Below are 19,604 nucleotides of genomic sequence, written 5' to 3'. Positions count from 1 at the left end.
CGGGTATGGTTCCAAATGGAAAATAGCGGCACAGGTACACTTATTTGGGGCGAAATCCTTCGATTTCTTCAAATAGCGACGCAGGTGCAGCTATTCGGGAACCAAAGGCCGAATCGAAGCGCAAAAGCTCGAAATAGATGTATGAGTGCAGTTATTTGCTCGAAAACGTAAGATAAAGCCGGAATAAGGGCCTATACGCAGCTATTTGGATTCTTCTTGCCGCTGGCTTTATTTCTCCAGCCCTTTCCCGACCTTTCCTTCCAATCGAACCGCCTAAATTAGGTTTACATCCAATCGTTTCTCGACAATCTGAGGCCGCGGATAATACTCCGCGGCTTTTTTGTAGGCTGTTCTGCCGATGAAATCGCGCATCGAAATGTTTACTTCCCGGATACAATTCATTGGCTTTTTCGAGATATTCCCCGGGTATATTTAGGTCATCGACAGAAAACAAACCAAAATTATTCGACGGCCGGCGGTGCCAAGCACCGGAGTTTACGGCCGCATCCACGGGAGGAAATAGACAATGAAATCGAAAAAATTAATCGCGGCGGCAATGGTGGCGGGCATGGCGGTATCCGGTTCGGTCGGCGCGTTCGCCGCTTCGAATGTCGAAACGATCAAAGCGCAGCTCAATCACGGACTGGGCTTCGTCGTAAACGGAAAATCCTACAGTCCGACCGATGCTTCGGGCAAGAAGCTTGATCCGATCACGTACAACAATACGACGTACCTGCCGGTCCGGGCGCTGGGCGAAGCGCTGAATACGCCGGTCACCTACGATGCGGCCGGCAAGAAAGTCGTAATCGGCAGCACCGGCGGATCGACCGCTCCGGCGCCCGGCGATACGCAGTCGGGATTGACGACCGTTACGTACACGGCATCGCAGAAAGCGGCGGCCAAAGCGGCATTCGCAAAGTTTGACGGTTTCGAGACGGTGTACGCGCCGATGCGCGCGGTATCGGGCGATACGTTCCGCAGCGTAGCGGCGGGCGCCGACTCGGTCACGTATACGTTCGACAAAATGAAAGTCTCGGTATCTCCGCGCGACGAAGCGTATATGTACGACGGCACGACGGTCACTCTGTCGAACGGCGTCAAAGCCAAATGGATCAAACCTTCCGAAACGGAGATGCTGACTTTCGCCGTGGGCGACCGCTTCGTCAGCATCTGGTCCGAGAAAGGCTCGCTGACCAAAGCGCAAATCCAGTCCGCGGCCGTATATGTGGAGAAAGCTTCGTTCTAATCGTTTGTTTCGCTTAAAACGTCTCCGCTCCTTGCTTCGACGATCTTCTATTCCGCGATCGTCGGCCTCGACGCCAAAAAAAGCCCCGGTTTCCGATCGGGGCTTTTTTGGCGTCTTTCGCGCCGCGCCGCAATCGTGTACACTTTCCCTATCTTGTTTGAGGAGGGTGGAGCATGAAACCTGTCGATCAAAGCGGCGAAGCCGCCGGAAACGGTCCGGTGTTTTATTTGCCGAAGCGGATTGCGCCGCTCGAAGAAGAAAGGTACTTGTTCGGCGTGCGCGGAGCGCGGTTGTCCCGCTCTATCCTGCTGGTTACGGAAGGAAGCGGCCGAATCCGCCTTGAAAGCGCCGAAGCCGAACGGGAAGGAAAACGGGGCAGCGTCGTGTTGTGCGCGCAAGAAACCGGCGTGCGTCTCGGCGGCAGGCTGAGCGGCCTGCTGATCGAATATGCGGCTTACGGCGAAGCGGTCGAATCGCGAGGCGGCGAATCCCTGTTTGCGGCGCGGTGCCTCGACGTTTGCTCGCCGAGAATTGTCAGGGCGGCCGAAGAACTGGCGGGAAGCTGGAATTCGCGGCTGGCTCAGGCTTCTTTTCGCACGCAGAGACTGTTCCTGGAACTGATCGAACTGCTGAATGCCGAATGCGAGTTGTCGGAAGGGACCGGCATGGATGACTGGCTGCCCGGAACGCTGGATACGCTGCACGAACATTATGCCGAAGAATGGACCCGGCAGCGGATCGCGGAATTGGCGGGCGTCAGCGAGGAACATTTCTCCCGCAGCTTCCGCCGCAGAACGGGGCAGACTTTTATCGGCTATCTGACGCTGCTGCGCATCCGCGAAGTGCAGCGCTCGCTGCTGCTGGACGACGGGAGTGTGCAGGGACTGGCGCTTCGCACCGGGTATCGGGACGGAAACGAACTGAGCCGGACGTTCAAGCGCATGACGGGATATTCTCCGCTGCGCTACAAACAGGCGGAGAAGCGCATCGTTTCGTTCAATTTCAACTATACGGCCTGCCTGCTCGCGCTCGGCGTCCGGCCGGTGCTCGGCGCTTACTCGGGCTGGCTTCTCCGCACGCATCCGGAGCTGCCGATCGATCAGCGGGCCGAATTGAGTATTTACGGACCGGAAGAATGCCGACGCATCGTACGGGCCGCTGAGCCGGATGTGCTGATCGGATACGGCCATCTGAACGAAGAACGCGATTGGCTGACTATCGCGCCCGCTGTCGGGATTCCTTTTATGGATATGGACTGGCGCGCGCAGTTCCGGCAGGTTGCGGCTGTCGCGGGCAAAAAAGAAGCGGCGGAAAAGCTGCTGGCGGGTTATGAGCGCAAAGTGCGGCAGCTCAACAAAAAGCTCGATTCGATCGCGCCGAAACGGGGAACGGCGATCGTCTGGGAACTTGGACAGGGCTGCGCGTATACGTTCGGCACGCGATTCGGCAGGGCGGCGCATATTTTGTACGACGATCTGGGTTTTCGCTTCCCGGGCGGATTTCCGGCGGCGGAAGTCGCACGGCACGGCTACGCCGAAGTGCCGTTGAACCGGCTGCGCGAATTCAAATCCGACCGTATCTTCGTGATCGGAGCCGGCATGCCGGATATGGACCGGCTGCGGGAGTGGTTTACGGCGCCGCAGGAAGAGGAGGAGGCCGAGATTTATCCGCTCGAAGCTTCCGATCTGTTCTACGGGTTCGATCCGCTGTCTTCGCTGGCCCAATTGGACGTCCTTCAAGAAGCGCTCTGCCGTCCGGCCCCCTCCCCAAATTGAGGCTTGATTTGTTCCGAGGCTGCTCGCGGTTTGCGCACAGGCTCATAAATTGCGGAATCCCGCATCACGTTATGCTATAGATTTCCGGTCTTTTCCCCCTTAAAGTTATTGAATGAGAATGATAATCAATAACAGAGATACATAAGGGGGCTTATTTATGCACATCTTTTGGAAACGTCCGGATTCGGGTCTTGTTCACCGGGGAAAAATGGCAGGCGTACTCGCGCTGGCGCTGATTATGCTGATGCTGGCCGCGTGCGGCGCGCAGGGCGGCCAAGAAGCGGCGGCAGGCAGCGGACAAACGCAGGCTTCCGTCGATGCCCAAAACGAAGATAATGGGAAAACGGCCGACAGCGGCTCCGCGGAAGCGGCCGAAAATAACGAATCGGCCGGCGCCGCCGATTCAAGCGGAACGCCGGCTGCGGAGGCGTCGACCCGTACGGTCGAAACGGTCGAAGGCCCGATCGAGATCCCGTCTTCTCCGCAGCGCCTGGTGGCCGACGAATATTACGCGCCGCTGCTGGCGCTCGGCGTGAAGCCGATCGGAACCCCGGGCCTTCAGATGAAGAATCCGTACACAAAAGGACTGGGCGGGGACGTCGAAGACATCGGCGATTACGGCAATCCGTCGATGGAGAAAGTGCTGTCGCTGCAGCCGGATATGATCCTGACCGGTAACGCGGACAACTACGAAGCATACAGCAAGATCGCTCCGACCGTTGTGGTGCCTTACGGCGATCTGAAGAACGCCGACGAAGAATTGACTTACTTCGGCCAGCTGTTCGGCATCGAAGACAAAGCGGCGGCCTGGCTGGAGGATTACGATAAACGGATCGCCGAAGCCAAAGCCCGCGTCGACGCGGCGATTCCGGCCGACGCTTCTTTCTCGATTATCGAAGACATCGACAAGGTGCCGTATGCTTACGGCGACAACTTCGGACGCGGCGGACAGCCGGTGTACCAGGCGCTCGGCCGCAAGCCGCCCGAAGCCGTGGCGGACGAGATTATGAAAAAGCAGTGGATGGAGCTGTCCGAAGAACTGCTGCCGAAATACGCCGGCGACTATATCGTCCTGACTTCGAACAAGCGAACGCTGGACGATCTCAAAGCCGATCCGCTGTGGAGCACGCTGGATGCGGTCAAAAACGATCGCGTCTATGTCTGGAAAGAAGAGCGGTCGTGGTACTACGATCCGCTGGCGGTGCTGTCCCAGACCGAAGAGCTGGCCGACTGGCTGGTCGATTCGGCGAAATAACCGGCCGAGTCGTAATCCGTAAAGCCGGGTAACCGGCAGGCTGCGAACCGCCGGATCAGGACGGCAGTTTGCCCGCCGCCGCTTTGATCGCGGACGCGATCTGTTTCTCCCAGCCGTAGATCTTCTGCTGCGAGCCGTGGATCTTGCCGAGCTGATTGTACATCAGCGTCAGCTCGGCCGCCGCGGTAATCGCGTTGCCGGATTTGACAGCGCTTCTGTAGCGCTTGTAAGAAGCGGCGCGGGTCTTGTTGAACGCGGCGATCGACTTGTTCTCCGCGGTCACCTGCTTCTTGAACGCCGCGACCTGGACAAGCGCATCTTTGACCGTTTTGGCTTTGGCAGCCGCCTGCTTCTTGGCGGCGGCCAGAGCTTCTTTGGCGTTCTTGATCTCGAGCTTGGCGGCTTCGACGGACGGCTTGAGGTTGTTGCGCTTCAAGTCGAGCAGATCGGCCGATTTCTTGTCTTTGCGCTTGCGCGCTTCGGAAGCCTGCTTACCCAGATCGCTGTACTGCTTCAGCAGGGCGGCATGTTTGGTTTGCAAGGCTGCCGCGGCTGCCGCCAGCTTCTCGATCTTGGCTTTGTCGATGGTTTTGACGGTGGCGTTGACACTCTTCAGGCGCTCGGCGCTGTCTTTGCGCAGCGCTTGGATCTCCAGCTTCTCGATCTTGTTCGCCGTTTCCAGCGCGGTGTATCCGTCGTACATCGTATCGATGCCCGACAGGGCGGAGACCCAGGCATCCGCGGCGGACGCGGTTCGCTCCGGCAGCGCAAACAGCGGCAGAACCAGACACAGGGACAGCAGCAGCGGAACGAAACGGCGGTGCAATTTCGGCAGAACGGACAATAAACTCAGCTCCAATTCGAAAGATTCGACAGCGAAGCGAAACGCAAAAAAGCACCCTGCGGACAGAGTCGCAAAGACTCGTCCGCAGGGTGCTTCCCCGCGCCGTTCGTTATCGTATGGGTTCACTATACCAGCGCGGAACACGCGCGTCAACCCGAAAAGGGAACGCATATTCGCCCGGGTAAGAAGATGAATATAAATATAGAGGAAACTTTTTGAAAATCGTTGCGTTATATATAAAATGTTAAACATCTCCGAGGAATAGACGATAACCGGAGAACGACCGAAAGGGGAAGAAACCGACTTGGAAAATAACGCTTATAAAGGCGGAGGGATTGCGCGATTTTGCCTGCTGCTGTTTGCCGCGACCGCGCTGGTCGGTCTGGCGGCGGCCGTATACCTGGGTATGCGCGAGCTGTGGGTGGGCGTTTACTTAACGACAATGGGTACCGTGCTGTTCGCTTTTTTTGCCCATTTGCTGCGCAGAGGAGCTTTTCCGCCCGATTTGCCCGGACGCGCCCCGGACCGCAATTACCGGGATCTTGTCATGCTGGAGGAGATCGAAGAAAATATGCTCCCCGAAGGACGGATTCTCGAAGCGCTGATTGCAAAGGAAGGGTGGACGAGCGATCGGCGCAAACACGGATATACATTCTGGATCGGCGCGAATCTGGTTCTGCGGTACGAAGGCGAAGACGGCCGTATCGGATATGCCAAATGCATGCCGCTGCGCTCCGGCAATCAGCGTGATGACTTCGATACCGCGATCCGCGGTCTTCGCGCTGCGGGGGTTCCCGTTTATACGACCGAACTCAATCTGCGGGAGATGAAAGCGGAAGATTTTGTGCACGAGTACGAGCTGCTGCCCAAACGGCCCGACGACGGCACCGTGCGGTTCGAATTGGGTAAACGGCTCCGGCGCCGAAAAGAATATCCGTACCCGCTCAAAACGCCGGGCATGATGCTGCGCGAGCGCAGGGCCAACCGCGAAAACGACCGAAGATTTTTCCGTCCCGCGTATAATGCCGTTCTGGCGCTGAACTTTCTGCTGGGGCTGCTGTGGATCTCGAACTGGACGCCTCTGCCGGACGGCGGATTTCAGTGGCCGAGCGATGCTCAATCCGGCAGCTTCGCGCTGGTCTTGTTCAACCTGACCGCGCTCGCCGTGATCGGCCGGTACTGGCGCGGAAGCCTGAGCGGGGTCTGGTACAGGCTGCCGGCGGACGTTCTGGCGATCGTCGCCCTGCAGTTGGCCGGCCTATCCGCGGCGGGACTGCGCGGCGGAATTTCGATGCTGCATTATACGGAGCTGCTTATCGTAAACGGCTTTTTCGCTTTTTTTGCCGTTGTGCTGTTCGTTATCATACGCCGCATGACGGCGCTGGACCGAAAGTTCGTTACGCTGGACGAAACCGACGAACGGGGGCGAAAGAAGGTCCTGTCCGAACCGGTCGAAGAACCGCGCAAAACGAAGGCGGTCGATATGGGGTTTGGCATCCTTTTCGTTATCCTGCTGGCCGTTGAGTTCTTCGTAACCTGGAGGAAGCTGCCGAATTGGACACCCGATGCCGAAACGCAATATTACGAAGGGCTTGTCCCGTTCATGCTGCTGAATATCGTTTCGCTTCCGATCGCGGGCGCTTACTGGAGAAGGCGTACGAAGTGGCCGGTTCCGTTCTATGGCGCCGCCGCGGTACTGGTTGTCCAGACAGCCGGAGCGATGCTCGGGGGAATAGAATGGCAGCCGATCGCCGGCCAGCTGTTCGCGAACACGATTTTGACCCTGGTTCCGCTTTACGTTATTTTTTTACTGCTGCAAGGAATCGGCTGGCTGATCCGGCGGCGTAAAAAAAGCGGACGCAGCGATGCCGTCTGAAAAACACATCCCGGCGCATCCGGCGGAACCTATGGTACACTGGCAGTCGGGCCCTTTTTAACAGGGTGCCAAATAATCCAGTAAAACCGGTGCCGGAAGGAGAACGAACGAATGAAGCTTGTTTCATGGAACGTCAACGGCCTGCGGGCCGCGGTCAATAAAGGATTCAGCGATTATTTCGAGCTTATGGACGCGGATATTTTCTGTGTGCAGGAGACCAAGCTCCAGGAAGGCCAGATCACGATGGAGCCGACGCGGGAGTACTATCAGTACTGGAATTACGCGCTGAAAAAAGGCTACTCCGGCACCGCCGTGTTTACCAAGATTCGGCCGCTGTCCGTCCGCTACGGCATCGAAAACGATTCGGAGGACGAAGGGCGCATCCTGACGCTGGAATACGAAGGCTTTTATCTGGTCAACGTTTATACGCCGAACGCCAAGCGCGATCTGACCCGCCTGCCGTACCGGTTGGAATGGGAAGATCGCTTCCGCGGCTATTTGAACAAGCTCGACGCGGATAAGCCGGTCGTGGTCTGCGGCGATCTGAACGTGGCGCATCAAGAGATCGACTTGAAGAACGCGCGCTCGAATATCGGCAACTCCGGCTTCACGGACGAGGAGCGGGGCAAAATGACCGGGCTGCTCGAATCCGGTTTTATCGATACCTTCCGCTACTTCTACCCGGACCGCGAAGACGTGTACAGCTGGTGGTCGTATATGTCCAAGGTCAGAGAACGCAATATCGGCTGGAGAATCGACTATTTCCTCGCTTCCGAACGCCTTGCGCCCAGGCTGACGGACGCGCGGATCGACTGTCTGATTATGGGCAGCGATCACTGTCCGGTGGTGCTGGAGATGGAAGGGATTTGAATTTTTCTTTAAGAAAAATAGAATATTTACGTTTTTTCTTTAAAAAAACGAGCCCGTGCTATACAATCTAACTAGTGATCAAATGACTAGGAGGAGGATGGAGCAATGGGCTATTCTTTTGAAGAGGAATTGAATCGGCAGCTGGTTCGGGGGATCGAAGGCGGTTATAATCGTTATGCGATCGAAAGAAGCGTAAAGCGGCAGGAACTGCGTGTCAGTTCGGCTTATGCCTGGGTAAGAGGCAATCATATCGACGATCAGGTTTCCAGAGAGGTCGAAGATATGGGACTGGATTATCAACCTGCTAAAGCCGGCTATACATGGTCTTACTTGCAGTTCGTCATCCCTAGAATGAAATCGCTTCTTCTAATCAAAAATACAACGATTATCAAAGGTCGAAAACCTGCTTATGAATTAGATATCAACCAAGCCGACAGCTATCTGGTTAACCTTTCTCGCATTAATTCCAATATTAACTTCGATGAGCTTAAAACCGAATTTCAAGGAACGCTGCAATTTGACGAGATTGCGCCTCAACATTCTTTGCAGGACGAGCAAATTAAGCTTCAAGCCGATTTTGAACGTTTCTATATGGTGACTTATGCGGTTGATTCCGAAAGCAAAATGCTGTCTAAAGTTTCTTTATGGATGCCCGAGTTCAAACAAGGCAGTACAGTAGAAATGGTGGAAATTGATGATTTGTCGCGTCATTTGGGACATACGGGAATCGAATTCGATACCGAAGCGATCAGCGCGCTTGCCCAGGAGCCGGAAAGCGAGTTTTCGGGCGAAGCGGAAGAGTACGGCTATTCGGTGGCTTCAAAAGATGCGGAGAAAAACGGATAGGCCAATGGCTTGTCTCACTTAGATAATAGGCAGGGATTTAAGAAAGAGGGCGGATTATGTTTATTGGAGAAAAACTGACGGATATTCGACTGCTGCATGGATATTCCCGAAGCGAATTGGCCCGAATTCTTGGTGTAACCGAACAGTCGATATGGCAGTATGAAAACAACTACAATGGGCCTAAACTGGAAATCGTAAACCGGATGAAAGATTTATTTCACGTTAAAGTCAAATACTTTTACGAACCGAGATCCGTGAAAAAGAAGATCGATTCGAGCCGGGTCGCTTACCGATGTAAAGAAATCAGCAGTCCGATGAAAACGAAATACGAAGCGGCGCATCTTGAGCATATCGAAGGACTGCTCGATCTTTTTGAGCAGGAAGTGGTCTATCCAACGAACCGTCTTGCGGACCTTCGCAAATATGCCATAAAGTTTATGACCGAACATCATGAATCGTTAAGTGTAACGGAGTCGATCCGGCATATAGCCGAGTATGCAAGAACCGCGATCGGCATTGAAGAACGAAACGACCGGCTTCTTTTTTTGTTGGAGAAGAACGGGGCGTTTATTTTCGAAAAATCCCTTATCGAGAGCGTCGACGCTTATAGCGTGTGGAGCGAGCGGGATCGACCGATTATTATGCTGGGACGTTTGAAAAAATCCGCAGTGAGAAGAAACTTTGACCTGTCTCATGAATTGGGGCACCTTCTTCTGCATAGCGGAATAGACATGAGCGAGTTGACCAAGACCGAGCATCAACAATTGGAAAATGAAGCCAATGAGTTTGCCGCTTATTTCCTTCTTCCTCCAATCGAATTTGAAGCGGATCTGGAGTCTGTTCATAAAATATCCAATCCGGATTCGTATGTAGAGTTAAAGAAAAAATGGCAGGTTTCCATACAGGTTATGGCTCGGCAAGCTTATCGATTGAACAAAATGACTTACGAGCAGCATCGGTATTTCTACGCTTCGATGAATCGTTTGAAGTATATGCAAAGCGAGCCCCTGGATCAGGAAATCAAATTAATCAGACCTGGAAAAGTAAGAAGTTCGCTCAAATTCTTATTTGAAAACAATCTGTCTTCCGTAGAAGCTTTAATGGACCTCACTTTGTTCGACGATGTTTTACTGTCAAGAATTCTCGGGCTGGATGAAGATTTTCTCGAAGCTTATAAAAAAGAAGCTGAATCGAATCTGAATGTTATGCCGCTTGAACGAAGAAAAAAAGTGCGTTAAGGAGCTTTGGATTTTAAAATAAAGCTCTCGATCGAACTTTGTATTTCTCCGAATCGACTTTCTCCTTTTATAAGGCGGAGGTCGTTTTCTTTATTTTCCCCCTTTCAATCTTTAATCTGAACCCTATATGAAACGCTTTCTATCGCCTATGGTAAAATGATAGGGGCGCCGGGATTACGAAGAGGGGGAGTGACGATTGGACATCCTCGGCTTTTACCGCAGAACCGTCAAAAACAATTTGTTTACCAAAGCGATCCTGCTTTTTTCCTTCATTACAATCGTGACGGTTATCGCTTTTTCATACTTCATGTTCGTGTCCATGTCGCAGTCGGCCGTTCGCCGCGAGCTCGACAACCAGAAAGCGGCCATGTCCGCGATCGACCGCTATATGGGCCTTCGCATGGGCGAAGCGCAGTCGATGATGCCCGATATTTACCGGGACGACGCGCTGTCGCTCGATCTTGCTTATTTCCTGATGCATCCTTACGCGGAATATGTGCAGTACCGGCTCGACCGTTACGGACAAACCGGCTTCGACTCCGCCGGAGCCAAGCAGTATATGGAGAATCTGCTCGTGTCCAAAACCGATATCCGGGCGCTGATCCTGTACAGCAGCGAACAGCAGGTGCTGTACGCGTTCGGCAGCGGCCGGGAATTCAAAGCGCTGTCCGTCAACGCTTCCCACTCGTACGTGCCCGAAGCGATGGCGATCCAGAACGCGAACGCTTCCGCTCCCAATACCTGGGTGCGCAGAGAACTGGGCGGCGAGCAGCCGGACGTTTATTCCGTCACCGTGCCGGTCAACGACAAGCAGACGCTCAAGAACCTGGGCCAGCTGACCGTCTGGTTCGATTCGCAGCGGCTGTCGGACGCGCTGACCGCTTACGAGAAAGAAATGCGCGGCGATATTTTCGTGCTGGCCGCCGACGGAACGGTGCTGTTCGATACGTCGGGCCGTTATTACGGCAAAAAGTTTCCGTATGCCGACGGGCTTGAAACGGTGTACGACGTCAATTCGTCCGGTCCGTCCGCGTCCGGCGGTTTGTACTTCAACAAGCTGGCTTCGACGGCGGGCGGCTACACGATCGCGGGCATCATGAGCGAAGCGGAAGCGGCGGAGTCCTACCGCAATCTGCGCGGCACGATCGAAACGATCGGGGCGGTGTGCATCGCGTTCGCCATTCTCGTGCCTTCGCTGTTTATCGTCAGCTTCGCGAGAAGAACCAACCGGATTATCCGTTTGACGCAGAAGGTCAAGCGCGGAGATCTGAACACGCGGCTCAAAGACCGTCGTGAAGACGAACTGGGCCAGATCGCCGGCAGTTTCGACGATATGCTCGACGAACTGAACCGGCATATCGACCGCGTCTACAAGGCGGATATCAAGCAGAAGCACGCGGAACTTGCGGCGCTCCAGGCGCGGATCAATCCGCATTTTCTCTACAATACGCTGGAAGTGATCCGCATGCGGGCCGTCTCGCAGGGCGCGCGGGACGTGGGCGAGATGATCTACAGCCTGTCCATGCTGTTCAAAGGATTCGTGCAGCAGAAAGAGCGGCACACGCTCAAGGACGAGCTGGAAGCCTGCCGGCTGTATCTGGAGCTGTTCCGGATTCGGTACAAAGACAAGCTGGCTTACGATATCCAGGCCGAGCCCGGACTGATGGAACTGGAAATTCCCAAGCTGTCGCTTCAGCCGATCGTCGAGAATTATATCGTGCACGGGATTCGCAGCCGGGACGACGACAACCGGATCGTGATCTTCGCGGTGCGCGAGCAGGGCGACGTCGCCGTGCGGGTGCGCGACAACGGGCGCGGCATATCGGCCGACCGGCTCCGGGAGCTGCGCGAGCGGCTGTACCGTCCGGAAGAAAGCGAAGAAGGCGCGTTCGGGCTGCGCAGCGTGCACGAGCGGCTCAAACTGCTGTACGGACCCGAGTACGGGATCGACGTGCACAGCAGAGGAGCCGGGACGGGAACGCTGGTCGAAATACGCTATCCCGATACGGGAGGAGGGGAACGGCATGTACAAAGTGTTTCTGGTGGATGACGAGCCGTTTATCACCGAAGGACTGGAAGAACTTATCGATTGGAATTCGTTCGGGCTTACGATCGCCGGCAGCGCGCTGGACGGGCGAGAAGCGCTGGAAGCGTTGGAGAACACGCCGGCGGATCTGCTGGTGACGGATATTTCCATGCCGGAAATGACGGGACTCGAACTGATCCGGCGCGTACGCGAATTCCGTCCCGAACTCAAAGTCATCGTGCTCAGCGGCTTCAACGAATTCAACTATCTCAAGGAAGGCATGCGGCTGGGCATCGAGAACTACCTGCTGAAGCCTATTAATGTAGAAGAACTGGAAGCCACGCTGGCCGGCGTGACCGAGAAGCTGCGCCGCGCCGAGCGCGAAGAGCGCTTCGAAGCGTTCGGCACGAGAGTTATCCGCGACAATGTGCTGCACCGGTGGCTGACCGACCGCATCGCGCCGGCCGAGTTCGCCGAACGCGCGGGACTGCTCGGCCTTCCGCTCGACCGGCCGCGGCTCGGCGTGCTGGCGCTGCGCTCGGAAGAAGACGGGGACGAGCGGACGGAGCGCACGGAACGCGTCCTCCAGGGCGAACTGGACGGATTTGCGTTTCGCGATTCCGACGGGGATACGATCGCTTTGCTGCTGCTGCCCGAAGGCGACGAAGACGGAGGCCGCGGCCGGCTGCTGGACGCGGCGGAGACGATCCGAAGCCGTCTCGGCGACGATACGCTGCGCATCGGGGTCGGCAGCGCGGGAGCGCAGCCGGAGCACGGCCCCGCGAGCCTGAACGAAGCGAAGCGGGCGCTGGATTACGTCCTGGTCGATTCCGAGCGGCCGGTGCTGGTGCATGAACGGCTGTCGGCCGCCAAAGCGGAAGCGCCGGCCGCTCTTCCCGCCGGCTGGGACGAGTACGCCAAGCTGGCGCTGGCGCGCGACCGGGAAGCGCTGCTGCGGCGCATCGGCGACGATCTCGACCGGCTGCGCGCCGCGGAAGGGGTTACGCCTTCCGTGCTGCAAAATGCCGCGCTTGAGTTGTGCATGGGCTTTCGCGTGATTCTCAAAGAAAACCGGCAGGTCGAGAATATGGAGCCTTTCCTGGCCGGGCTGGAGCGCGTTCGCACCGCCGCCCGGATCGACGAACTGGTCGAAGCGGTGCGCCGTGTGGCGTCGGAGACGGTGGACCTGCTCAGTCGGGAAACCAAAAGCCCCGTCGTGCAGCAGGTGCTGAGCCATATCGGGGAGCATTACGCCGACGAGCTGTCGCTGAAGCTGCTCGGCGCGCAGTTCCGTATTCACCCCGTATACCTGGGCCAGCTGTTTCATAAGGAAACCGGCGAGACGTTTACCGATTACCTGAACAAGACCCGGATCGAACGCGCCAAAGAGCTGCTGCGCACATCCAATTTGAAGGTGCAGGATATCTCCCGCAGCGTCGGCTACTGGGAAACGGGCTACTTTTACAAGCAGTTCAAGAAGTACGTCGGCATCTCGCCGACCGAGTACAAAACGCTCCAGTACAGCGGCGGCATAACGTAACATGATCGCGACACGAAATGTAAGCGGTTGATAATTTCGACGGAAAAAGCGGTTTTCAAACCGCTTTTTCTTTATTTTTTACATGGATACCTTGAATTTCGCTTCTATTTGGAAGCACTTTCATGCGCTAGAGTTAAAGATAGTTCTTCCGGGCAGCCGGTAAGTATAAAGAGGAGGTCAGGTTCATGCAAAGCAGCAAGAAAAGATTTTCGTTCGTTCTCGCGATGCTGACAGCGCTCGCGGTCGTTCTCGCCGCCTGCGGCGGAGGAGGCAGCGCGGCGCCGGGCGACGAGGGGAGTGCCGAGAAACCGGTCGAATTGATCTGGTACACGATCGGCACGCCGCAAAAAGACGTCGACAAAGTCATGGAGGAAGTCAGTAAATATACAGCCGAGAAGATCGGCGCGACCGTTACCATGAAAATGATCGACTGGGGCGATTACCAGCAGAAGATGCAGGTGCTGGTCGCTTCCGGCGAACCGATGGATATCATCTTCACCGCTTCCGGCGGCTTCGATTACGTCCAGAACGCCAGAAAAGGCGCGTTCATGGAACTCGACGAACTGCTGGACGAATACGGAAAGGATATCAAGGACACCATCAACCCGGCGTTCCTGGAAGGCTCCAAAGTGGACGGGCACAACTATGCGATTCCGGCCAACAAAGAGCTTCCGCAGCAGGAAGTCTGGCGCTTCAACCAGAACCTGGTCGACGAATACGGCCTGGACACCAGCAAAGTCCGCTCGCTGGACAGCCTGGAGCCGCTGCTGAAAACGGTCAAGGAGAAAGCGCCCGATATCACGCCTTTTGCCATGGACAAAAACTATGTGCCCTACGTGCCGTACGATTACGTGATCCAGAACCTGCCGATGGCGGTCAAGCTGGACACGACGGACTACCAGATCGTCAATATTCTCGATACGCCGGAAATGAAAGAAGCACTGGCGACGATGCACAAGTACTATCAAGCGGGCTATGTCGCTCCGGAAGCCGCAACGACGGGCTCCACGGCCGATCTGGGCAAATCCGGCAAATGGCTGCTGGACCGGGCGCAAACGCAGCCGTTCGCGGATAACCTCTGGTCGCAGAGCAACGGCTACCCGATTACGTCGACGCCGGCCAGCGACGCGATTATCACGAACAACTCCGTACAGGGTTCCATGATGGCGATCTCGGCCAACTCGGAATACCCGGAGAAAGCGATGCAGTTCCTGAACCTGCTCAATACCGATCCGGTACTGCGCAACATGGTGGACTCCGGCATCGAAGGCACGCACTACAAGAAAACGGCCGACAACCGGCTGGAGAATCTGGACGAGTCCAAGAACTACGATATGCCGTCCTACTCGCTGGGCAACAACATGCTGCTCTACCTGAACCCGAACGACCCGGAAAACAAATGGGACGAGTTCAAAACGTTCAACGAATCCGGCGTGGATTCGCCGATCCTGAGCTTCAACTTCGATCCGAAGAACGTTTCGACCGAAATGACCGCCGTGCAGAACGTCAAAGAACAGTTCTGGTCCTCCTTGATGACCGGCACCGTCGATCCCGACAAGTACCTGCCGCAGGCGATCGAGAAATTCAACCAGGCGGGACTCGAAAAAGTCATGGCCGAAGCGCAAAGCCAGCTCGACGCCTGGAAAGCGGAGAACGGCAAGTAAGAATTAACCACAGCATAGAAAGGGTCGGGCGGGCAAACGTCGTCCGGCTCTTTTTATTAGAAGGAGGATGGCAAGAACATGGGAAGCTTTTTCAAAAATATCTATCGCAATAAAGCACTGCTGTTCATGGTGCTGCCGGGCGCAATCTGGTTTTTCTTCTTCTCGTATCTCCCGCTGGCGGGCACCATCGTGGCGTTTAAAGAGTACCGCTTCAGCCGCCACGGATTCTGGGCCAGCATCGTGCGCAGCGAGTGGGTCGGCTGGGACAATTTCAAATTTCTGTTCAGCACCGACGACGCCTTTACGATTACGCGCAATACGCTGCTGTACAATATCGCGTTTATCGTGCTCGGGCTCGTGTTTGCGGTACTGATGGCGATTATTTTGTCCGAGCTGGTCAGCCGCAAAATGTCGAAGATTTATCAGACGGGGATGTTTCTGCCGTATTTCCTGTCGTGGGTCATCGTCGGCTACTTCGTATTCAGCTTCCTGAGCATGGACCGCGGCCTGCTGAATCAGATTCTCGGCTGGTTCGGGATGGAGCGGGTGCAGTGGTATTCCGATCCGAAATACTGGCCGTACATTCTGATCCTGGTCAATATGTGGAAAATGATCGGCTACAACAGCGTCGTTTACCTGGCGTCCATCCTCGGCATCGACAAATCGCTGTACGAAGCGGCGATGATCGACGGGGCGAGCAAATGGCAGCAGATCAAAGGCATTACGATCCCGATGCTGACGCCGATCATGACGATCATGACGCTGCTTGCGGTCGGCAAGATTTTCTACGCGGACTTCGGGCTGTTCTATCAGGTGCCGAGGGATTCCGGTACGCTGTACGCCGTTACCAACGTTATCGATACCTACGTCTACCGGGGGCTGATGACCACGGGCGAGATCGGCATGAGCGCGGCCGCGGGACTGTATCAGTCGGTCGTGGGCTTCGTGCTCGTTATCTTCTCGAACTATATCGTCCGGCGCGTCGACCGGGACAGTTCGCTGTTCTGACGGCTTGACGATCGGTTCACAGGGGCTTACAAAAGAAAGGAAGTGCTTGGATGCAACTTGCGCGCAAAGAATCGAACACGCGGAAAGAACCCAAAAAACGTCTGCGGACCCGTGATTTTCACCGGATCTCGCCGGGCTGGAATATCGTATTCAATCTGATTGCCGGGCTGTTCGCGTTTGCCTGCGTTTTCCCGTTTATCTTCGTCGTTATTATCTCCTTCACGGATGAAAGCGTGCTGGCGCTGGAAGGCTACCGGCTGATTCCGTCCAAATGGAGCCTGGGCGCTTATCGATATATTTTCGAAAGCGGAGACACTCTGCTGCGGGCGTACGGGGTGACGATCGCCGTTACGCTGATCGGGACCGTGGTCAGCCTGGTCATGATCTCGCTGTATGCGTACGCGATCTCGCGCCGCAACTTCCGCTACCGCCGCTTTTTCTCGATCTTCGCGATCCTGACCATGCTGTTCAACGGCGGGATGATCCCGACCTACATGATCGTGGCGCAGCTGCTCGGCTTGAAAAACAGTATCTGGGCGCTTGTGCTGCCGCTGGCGATGAACGCCTTCTACGTCATGATCCTGCGCACGTTCTACAGCACCAGCGTGCCGGACGCCCTGATCGAATCGGGCAAGATCGACGGCGCCGGCGAGTTCCGCATTTTCCTGCGCATTATCGTGCCGCTGTCCCTGCCGGGTCTGGCAACGATCGGATTGTTCAGCACGCTCGGTTACTGGAACGACTGGTTTAACGCGCTGCTGTATATCGACAACCCGAATCTGGTGCCGCTCCAGTCCATGCTGATGCGGATCGAATCCAGCATGCAGTTTATCCAGCAGAATTCGTCGAACGCCAATATCAGCATGGCCGCGCTCCAATCGCTGCCGCAGGATACGGCGCGCATGGCGATGGTCGTGCTGGCGACGCTGCCGATCATTTTCGCTTATCCGTTCTTCCAGCGTTATTTCGTGCAGGGATTGACGGTCGGCGCGGTGAAGGAATAAGGGGAAGAATCGGGAAAAAAGTCGAAGCTTCTAAAAAAGCGGTCCCGGTCTTCGAATGCAAGCGGTAAAAGGGAGGAATGAAGCGAATGACAAACGATACGCAAACGGCGCGGCCCTGGATGGACGCCGCGCTGCCGCCCGCCGAGCGGGCGGAGCTGCTGCTGGCGGCGATGAACGCGCGCGAAAAAGTCGGACAGCTGATTCAGCCGTTCGGCTGGATGACATACTCGCGTCACGAAGGGAAAGCCGAACTTACGGAGAATTTTAAAGAACGGGTGCGCCGGGGCGATATCGGTTCGCTGTACGGCACGCTGCGCGCCGACCCGTGGACGGGCGTGACGCTGGAAACCGGATTGTCTCCGGCCGAAGGCGCGGAAGCCGTCAACGAGATCCAGCGCTACGCGGTCGAACATTCGCGGCTGGGCATTCCGATCCTGATCGGCGAAGAGTGCTCGCACGGGCATATGGCGATCGGGGCGACGGTGTTCCCGGTGCCGCTGAATATCGGCAGCGCGTGGAACCCGGAGCTGTACCGGCGCATGTGCCGGGCGGTCGCGGCCGAGACGCGCGCGCAGGGCGGAGCGGTCACGTATTCGCCGGTGCTCGACGTCGTGCGCGATCCGCGCTGGGGCCGGACCGAAGAATGCTTCGGCGAGGACCCGTTCCTGATCGGCGAGCTGGCCGTGGCGTCCGTGGAAGGGCTGCAGGGCGAAAGCCTGGACGCGGAAGACAGCGTCGGGGCGACGCTGAAGCACTTCGCGGGCTACGGCGCGTCCGAAGGCGGACGCAACGCCGGCCCGGTACATATGGGCTGGAGAGAGCTGATCGAAAGCGATCTGTATCCGTTCGAACGGGCGGTGCGGGCCGGAGCGGCTTCGATCATGCCGGCTTACAACGAGATCGACGGCGTGCCGTGCACGACGAACGAGCGGCTGCTGGATGGCATTCTGCGCGGCGAATGGGGCTTCGACGGTCCGGTGATTACGGACTGCGGGGCGATCGACATGCTGGCGAGCGGCCACGACACCGCCGAGGACGGCGAGGACGCGGCGGTGCAGTCGATCCGGGCGGGCATCGACATGGAGATGTCCGGCGAGATGTTCGGCCGCCATCTGCTGGCGGCTTACGAGGGCGGACGCCTGGAGCCGGAAGTGCTTGAGCTCGCGGCGAAGCGCGTGCTGACGCTCAAGTTCCGGCTGGGCCTGTTCGAGCGTCCGTACGCGGACGCGAAGAAAGCAGCCGAAGTCATCGGCTGCGACGAGCACAAGCGGCTGGCCCGCGAGCTGGCCGCCGAAAGCGTCGTTCTGCTCAAGAACGACGGGGCTTTGCTGCCGCTGCCGAACGATATCGGCAGCATCGCGGTCATCGGTCCCAACGCGGACCGGGGCTACAACCAGCTCGGCGATTACACCTCGCCGCAGCCGCAGGACCATGTCGCCACCGTGCTCGGCGGCGTGCGGGCCCGCTTCGGCGGGGACGAAGCGCGCGTGCTGTACGCGCCGGGCTGCCGCGTGCGCGGCGATTCGCGCGAAGGCTTCGCGCGGGCTTTGGAGATCGCGGCACGCGCCGACGCCGTCGTGATGGTCATGGGCGGTTCCAGCGCCCGCGACTTCGGCGAAGGCACGATCGATCTGCGCACCGGCGCGTCGATGGTTACGGGCGAAGCCGTCAGCGATATGGACTGCGGCGAAGGCATCGACCGCATGACGCTCGGTCTCTCGGGCGTGCAGTCCGAGCTGATCCGCGAAGTGCACGCGCTCGGCAAGCCGGTCGTGCTGGTGTATATCGGCGGAAGACCGGTCGTCGAGCCGTGGGCCGACGAGCAGATCCCGGCGATTCTCCAGGCGGGATACCCGGGGCAGGAAGGCGGACACGCGATCGCCGATATTCTGTTCGGCGACGTGAATCCGTCGGGCCGCCTGACGATCTCCGTTCCGAAGCATGTCGGGCAGCTTCCGGTGTACTACAACGGCAAGCGCTCGCGCGGCAAACGCTATCTGGAAGACGATTCGAAGCCGCGCTATGCGTTCGGCTACGGGCTGAGCTATACGTCTTTCGAGTACGGCGAGCCGGTGCTGGAACAAAGCCGCATCGCGCAGGGCGGACGCACGACCGTGTCGGTCGCGGTGACGAACACCGGCGAGCGGGCGGGCGCCGAAGTGGCGCAGCTCTATATTACGGACGTGGTCAGCGCGGCGACCCGGCCGGGCATTCAGCTCAAAGGCTTCCGCAAAGTTTGGCTGGAGCCCGGCGAAAGCCGCACCGTGGAATTCGAAGTAGGCACGGAGCAGCTCCGCTATATCGGGCCGGATCTGGCGCCGGTCGTGGAACCGGGACTGTTCCGGGTGAGCGTCGGCCGCAGCGCGGTCGATACGCGCAGCGCCGACCTGATTGTAACCGACTGACACGCAG

General features: G+C 57.2%; 14 protein-coding genes. 13 read left to right on the top strand and 1 reads right to left on the bottom strand.

All coding sequences use genetic code 11. The features are described from left to right. The first annotated feature begins 526 nt into the window (after positions 1–526). The 3 genes from QWJ34_RS11145 (at position 527) to QWJ34_RS11135 (ending at position 4,276) form a co-directional block, all read left to right on the top strand. Entirely contained in the window at positions 527–1,246 is a 720-nt protein-coding gene (locus QWJ34_RS11145; protein ID WP_302727736.1) for a stalk domain-containing protein, read from the top strand. 173 nt (positions 1,247–1,419) lie between these two features. Further along, complete coding sequence (locus QWJ34_RS11140) at positions 1,420–3,021, top strand: helix-turn-helix domain-containing protein (RefSeq protein ID WP_302727735.1); 1,602 nt, start codon at positions 1,420–1,422, stop codon at positions 3,019–3,021. Between the two features lie 157 nt (positions 3,022–3,178). Beyond that, on the top strand, positions 3,179–4,276 hold the full coding sequence (locus QWJ34_RS11135) for an ABC transporter substrate-binding protein (protein WP_302727734.1): 1,098 nt from the start codon (positions 3,179–3,181) through the stop codon (positions 4,274–4,276). A 55-nt stretch (positions 4,277–4,331) separates the two neighbouring features. Here the strand turns inward: QWJ34_RS11135 and QWJ34_RS11130 are convergent, their stop codons facing one another. Next, positions 4,332–5,120, bottom strand: a complete 789-nt coding sequence (locus QWJ34_RS11130) for a hypothetical protein (protein WP_302727732.1) — start codon at positions 5,118–5,120, stop codon at positions 4,332–4,334. A gap of 304 nt (positions 5,121–5,424) precedes the next feature. Between QWJ34_RS11130 and QWJ34_RS11125 the strand changes: the two genes are divergently transcribed. The 10 genes from QWJ34_RS11125 (at position 5,425) to QWJ34_RS11080 (ending at position 19,597) form a co-directional block, all read left to right on the top strand. Beyond that, positions 5,425–6,996 (top strand): hypothetical protein, encoded by a 1,572-nt coding sequence (locus tag QWJ34_RS11125; protein WP_302727730.1) that lies wholly within the window; start codon positions 5,425–5,427, stop codon positions 6,994–6,996. 111 nt (positions 6,997–7,107) lie between these two features. Beyond that, positions 7,108–7,866 (top strand): exodeoxyribonuclease III, encoded by a 759-nt coding sequence (locus QWJ34_RS11120; RefSeq protein ID WP_302727728.1) that lies wholly within the window; start codon positions 7,108–7,110, stop codon positions 7,864–7,866. A gap of 105 nt (positions 7,867–7,971) precedes the next feature. Next, entirely contained in the window at positions 7,972–8,712 is a 741-nt protein-coding gene (locus QWJ34_RS11115; protein WP_302727726.1) for a spr1630 family ClpXP-sensitive toxin, read from the top strand. Positions 8,713–8,768: 56 nt separating this feature from the next. Continuing rightward, complete coding sequence (locus tag QWJ34_RS11110) at positions 8,769–9,950, top strand: spr1629 family repressor/antitoxin (protein WP_302727725.1); 1,182 nt, start codon at positions 8,769–8,771, stop codon at positions 9,948–9,950. 196 nt (positions 9,951–10,146) lie between these two features. After that, positions 10,147–12,000, top strand: a complete 1,854-nt coding sequence (locus QWJ34_RS11105) for a sensor histidine kinase (RefSeq protein ID WP_483314261.1) — start codon at positions 10,147–10,149, stop codon at positions 11,998–12,000. Then, entirely contained in the window at positions 11,975–13,516 is a 1,542-nt protein-coding gene (locus QWJ34_RS11100; RefSeq protein WP_302727723.1) for a response regulator transcription factor, read from the top strand. The genes QWJ34_RS11105 and QWJ34_RS11100 overlap by 26 nt, the downstream gene beginning before the upstream one ends. Positions 13,517–13,701: 185 nt before the next feature. Continuing rightward, on the top strand, positions 13,702–15,180 hold the full coding sequence (locus tag QWJ34_RS11095) for an ABC transporter substrate-binding protein (protein WP_302727721.1): 1,479 nt from the start codon (positions 13,702–13,704) through the stop codon (positions 15,178–15,180). A gap of 78 nt (positions 15,181–15,258) precedes the next feature. Further along, entirely contained in the window at positions 15,259–16,188 is a 930-nt protein-coding gene (locus tag QWJ34_RS11090; RefSeq protein WP_302727719.1) for an ABC transporter permease, read from the top strand. A 50-nt stretch (positions 16,189–16,238) separates the two neighbouring features. After that, complete coding sequence (locus tag QWJ34_RS11085) at positions 16,239–17,192, top strand: carbohydrate ABC transporter permease (RefSeq protein WP_302727717.1); 954 nt, start codon at positions 16,239–16,241, stop codon at positions 17,190–17,192. Positions 17,193–17,278: 86 nt separating this feature from the next. Further along, positions 17,279–19,597, top strand: coding sequence for a glycoside hydrolase family 3 N-terminal domain-containing protein (locus QWJ34_RS11080; RefSeq protein WP_302727715.1), 2,319 nt, complete (start codon positions 17,279–17,281; stop codon positions 19,595–19,597). Positions 19,598–19,604 lie beyond the last annotated feature (7 nt).

Source organism: Saccharibacillus sp. CPCC 101409 (assembly GCF_030518235.1).
Lineage (GTDB): Bacteria > Bacillota > Bacilli > Paenibacillales > Paenibacillaceae > Saccharibacillus.
The sequence above is the reverse complement of the archived record's forward strand: the minus strand, read 5'-3'. Positions and strand labels throughout refer to the sequence as shown.

Excerpts from the sequence above, each read along its gene's own strand:
- QWJ34_RS11145 (WP_302727736.1), top strand. The coding sequence starts at position 527 with ATGAAATCGAAAAAATTAATCGCGGCGGCAATGGTGGCGGGCATGGCG.
- QWJ34_RS11140 (WP_302727735.1), top strand. The coding sequence starts at position 1,420 with ATGAAACCTGTCGATCAAAGCGGCGAAGCCGCCGGAAACGGTCCGGTG.
- QWJ34_RS11135 (WP_302727734.1), top strand. The coding sequence starts at position 3,179 with ATGCACATCTTTTGGAAACGTCCGGATTCGGGTCTTGTTCACCGGGGA.
- QWJ34_RS11120 (WP_302727728.1), top strand. The coding sequence starts at position 7,108 with ATGAAGCTTGTTTCATGGAACGTCAACGGCCTGCGGGCCGCGGTCAAT.
- QWJ34_RS11115 (WP_302727726.1), top strand. The coding sequence starts at position 7,972 with ATGGGCTATTCTTTTGAAGAGGAATTGAATCGGCAGCTGGTTCGGGGG.
- QWJ34_RS11110 (WP_302727725.1), top strand. The coding sequence starts at position 8,769 with ATGTTTATTGGAGAAAAACTGACGGATATTCGACTGCTGCATGGATAT.
- QWJ34_RS11100 (WP_302727723.1), top strand. The coding sequence starts at position 11,975 with ATGTACAAAGTGTTTCTGGTGGATGACGAGCCGTTTATCACCGAAGGA.
- QWJ34_RS11095 (WP_302727721.1), top strand. The coding sequence starts at position 13,702 with ATGCAAAGCAGCAAGAAAAGATTTTCGTTCGTTCTCGCGATGCTGACA.
- QWJ34_RS11090 (WP_302727719.1), top strand. The coding sequence starts at position 15,259 with ATGGGAAGCTTTTTCAAAAATATCTATCGCAATAAAGCACTGCTGTTC.
- QWJ34_RS11085 (WP_302727717.1), top strand. The coding sequence starts at position 16,239 with ATGCAACTTGCGCGCAAAGAATCGAACACGCGGAAAGAACCCAAAAAA.
- QWJ34_RS11080 (WP_302727715.1), top strand. The coding sequence starts at position 17,279 with ATGACAAACGATACGCAAACGGCGCGGCCCTGGATGGACGCCGCGCTG.